At 63.6% G+C, this 3,368-nt stretch carries 3 protein-coding genes and 1 pseudogene; all 4 read right to left on the bottom strand.

Annotated elements, in window-relative coordinates:
* Positions 1-1,220: catalase (locus JaAD80_RS19245; protein ID WP_102296400.1), on the bottom strand; the 1,220-nt coding region annotated here is incomplete at its 3' end.
* Positions 1,221-1,313: 93 nt separating this feature from the next.
* Complete coding sequence (locus tag JaAD80_RS19240) at positions 1,314-1,970, bottom strand: DsbA family protein (RefSeq protein ID WP_102296402.1); 657 nt, start codon at positions 1,968-1,970, stop codon at positions 1,314-1,316.
* A 17-nt stretch (positions 1,971-1,987) separates the two neighbouring features.
* Positions 1,988-2,857 (bottom strand): MBL fold metallo-hydrolase, encoded by an 870-nt coding sequence (locus JaAD80_RS19235; protein WP_102296399.1) that lies wholly within the window; start codon positions 2,855-2,857, stop codon positions 1,988-1,990.
* An 88-nt stretch (positions 2,858-2,945) separates the two neighbouring features.
* Positions 2,946-3,368: pseudogene (locus JaAD80_RS30775) on the bottom strand (LysR family transcriptional regulator); the annotation flags it as partial.

Genomic DNA, 3,368 nt, shown 5'->3' with positions numbered 1-3,368 from the left:
GCCAGCGCCGGCTCGCCGTTGCCCAGCCCTTGCGGCGCGCTGCCTGCCGCCGCCACGTTCGCATAGTTGCGCGCCGCGCCGCCATTGTGGATGGCCATGCCGCCGTCGCGCTGCTGGTTATGGAAGGGACAGCGCGCCGCATTCACGGGCAAGTGCTGGTGATTGGTGCCGACCCGGTACAGCTGGGCGTCGTGGTAGGCGAACAGACGGCCTTGCAGCATCTTGTCCGGCGAGTAGCCCATGCCGGGCACGGCGTTGGCCGGCGAAAAGGCCGCCTGCTCCACTTCCGCGTGGTAATTGTCCGGATTGCGGTTCAGCTCGAAAATGCCAACGGGCAGCAGCGGGAAATCCGCGTGCGGCCACACTTTCGTCAGGTCGAACGGGTTCCAGCCCGTGCGCTGCTCCCACTGTGCCAGCTGCTCGTCCGTCGCCACCTGCAGCTTGACTTCCCACTGGGGGAAATCGCCGCGTTCGATGGCGCCGAACAGGTCGCGCTGGGCGTAGTCGGGGTCGGCACCGGCCAGGCGGCCCGCTTCCGCGGCCGGCAAATTCCTGATGCCCTGGCGCGTCTTGAAGTGCCATTTCACGTACACGCGCTGGCCATCCGCATTGATCAGGCTATACGTGTGGCTGCCGAAGCCATCCATGTGACGGTAGCCGTCCGGCGTGCCGCGGTCCGAGAAGAGCATGGTGACCTGGTGCAGGCTTTCCGGCGCATGGCTCCAGAAATCGAACATCATTTCAGCCGATTTCAAATTGCTTTGCGGATCGCGCTTTTGCGTGTGGACGAAGTCGGGGAACTTGATCGGGTCCTTGATGAAGAACATGGGCGTGTTGTTGCCCACCAAATCCCAGTTGCCCTCTTCCGTATAAAAGCGCACGGCGAAACCGCGCGGATCGCGTTCCGTGTCGGCACTGCCGCGTTCCCCGCCAACGGTGGAGAAACGCGCGAAGGTCGCCGTCTGCTTGCCCACTTCACTGAACAGTTTGGCCTTGGTGTAGCGCGAGATATCGTGCGTGACGGTAAAAGTGCCGTAGGCGCCCGAACCTTTGGCATGCACCACGCGCTCGGGAATGCGCTCGCGGTTGAAATGCTGGAGTTTTTCGATCAGGTGGAAGTCTTGCAGCAGCAAGGGACCGCGGGGGCCGGCGCTGATGGAATTCTGGTTGTCGGCGACGGGAATACCCGAGGCGGTGCTGAATGGCGGCTGTTGGCTCATGGCTGCTTTTCCTTCGTTGTTGACTGATGGAACCAGTGTAACGAGGTCAACAACAAAGGAAAAGATAATTGATTTTATAGAATCGATAGTTATTTACAATGCGCAAGCATTTGTACCGCACTCGCCGCCCAGCTGTGCCTGCAACTTCGCCGGCTGGCCCAGGAAGCCACCGATATCGATCACGGACAGCTTGCCCGTGCCATCGTCGAGCACGAAGGTGGGAAAGCCCTGCCCGCCCACCTGCGCCAGCAAGGCGCGGCTGGCATCGATATGCCGTTGCGTGGCGGCGCCAGCCTGCCGCGCATACTCGGCCTGGAAAGCGGCGCCATCCATGCCCAGCTCTTGCGCCAGGCGCACCAGTACGGGCACGTCGGCGATGCGCAAGCCATCGACGTAATGGGCACGCTGCACGCGCTGCAGCATGTCCAGGCCCTTGCCAGCCAGGACTTCAGCCGCCAGGATGGCCGTGATCGGCGGTTCCGAATCCAGCATGGCCGTCGTGTCGTTCAGCAAGCCGTTCAGGTAGGCGTTGCCAAACGGCTGGCCCGACAATTGCTCGATGCGCCGGTCGTGCGGCAGCACATAGCCGCGCCATGCGGGCGTGATCTGGCGGCGATTGCTGCCGCTCATCATGCCGCCGCCATGGAAGGCGACCTGCAGCCCGGGCACGGCGCGCGCCGCCTCGACCAGCGGCGCGGCGCCGTAGCACCAGCCGCACAGGGGATCGAAAATGTAGTGCAGTGTGGGCATGACGGCTTCCTTGCCGCTTACCATTGCATTTCACCCTTCGCCACTTTCGCGCTGGTCTCCAGGGCGCCGTCGAGGCCCAGCTTCGGATAGCGCATCTTCATGGCCTCGATCAGGGCGGCCGCATTGGCGGCCTTCGCCGTTTCCGCCTCGAACGTCACCAGGTAGTCGCGCGTAAAAGCGATGCTCTCCGGCGTCAGGGGCGAGCCGACCTTGAAGTGGCCGGGCACCACGGTCACCGGTTTCAGGGCGGCGATGCCGTCGAGGGTCTTGAGCCAGTCCTGGCGCGATTGCAGACTTTGCGTATCGGCCGTCCACACGTGCAAGTTACCGAACAGCACCACGCCGCCCACCACGGCCTTGATCGACGGAATCCACACATAGGTGCGCGCTGGCGTGGGGCCGGCGATGTCCAGCGACTGGCCTTCCAGGCTGATGCGCTTGCCTTTCAACGCTTCCGGAATGACGATGCCCTGCGGCGCATTGTCTTTCAGGATCGGCCCCCAGTAGGCGACCTTGGCGTCGGCCTTGCGGCGGATCTCGGCGACCGTTTCCGGCGTGGCGACGATCTTGGCCTGCGGGAAGGCCGCCTTGATCACGTCGAGGCCGAAATAGAAATCGGGATCGCTGTGGCTGATGTAGACCGTCGTCAGTTTCTTGCCGCTGGCGCGGATCTTTTCCACCAGCTTTTGCGCTTCGGCGCGCGAGAACTGCGCATCGATCAGCACGGCGTCATGCTTGCCCGCAACCAGTACGGAAGCGACGGGGAAGATGGCCGCCTCGCCCGGATTGAACACTTCCAGGGTCAGGGGCGCGCTGGCGGCGGCCGAGGCGACGCCGGCGGCAAACACGGTGGAAACAAGAACGCTGGCAATGGATTTGGAGAACATGGTGCGCCTTCAGAAGAGGATTGGGATGCACACATCTTACGTTTCTTAATCCGGTAGAAAAATCCGCAAAAGCGCAATAGTTTGTTGCTTAATTCGGATGAATTGCAAGCTGCCGCGCCACTGCATGCAGCCATTGCCCCGCCAGTTCGCCATCCCATACCAGCAGCACCTGTTCGCTGCACTCGACGGCGCCGGCCACCTCCAGCTGCAACAGATCATGCTCGCGCAGGGCGAAGTCTGGCAGATAGGCCAGCGCCCGCCCCGCCCGCACATAGCCCAGCAGCAATTGCACGTCGTCGCTCCAGTAGCGGATGGAACGCGCCGCCGTGCCGCGCCAGCCATCGGCATGGCGGCCCCGCGCTTCGCCGCACAGCAGGGAATGCGTGGGGCTGGCGAACACCTGCGGCACGACATCGGCCATGCCGCATGAAATGGATGTGCGCGTCGCCGGCACATTGCGCGCCAGCGCATGGCTGCGCCCCGCCGCCAGCAGCATGCGCATGCTGCCCAG

The organism is Janthinobacterium sp. AD80 (assembly GCF_002878455.1).
Lineage (GTDB): Bacteria > Pseudomonadota > Gammaproteobacteria > Burkholderiales > Burkholderiaceae_D > Janthinobacterium.
This window is presented reverse-complemented; position numbering and strand designations above follow the sequence as displayed.

Excerpts from the sequence above, each read along its gene's own strand:
- JaAD80_RS19240 (WP_102296402.1), bottom strand. The coding sequence starts at position 1,970 with ATGCCCACACTGCACTACATTTTCGATCCCCTGTGCGGCTGGTGCTAC.
- JaAD80_RS19235 (WP_102296399.1), bottom strand. The coding sequence starts at position 2,857 with ATGTTCTCCAAATCCATTGCCAGCGTTCTTGTTTCCACCGTGTTTGCC.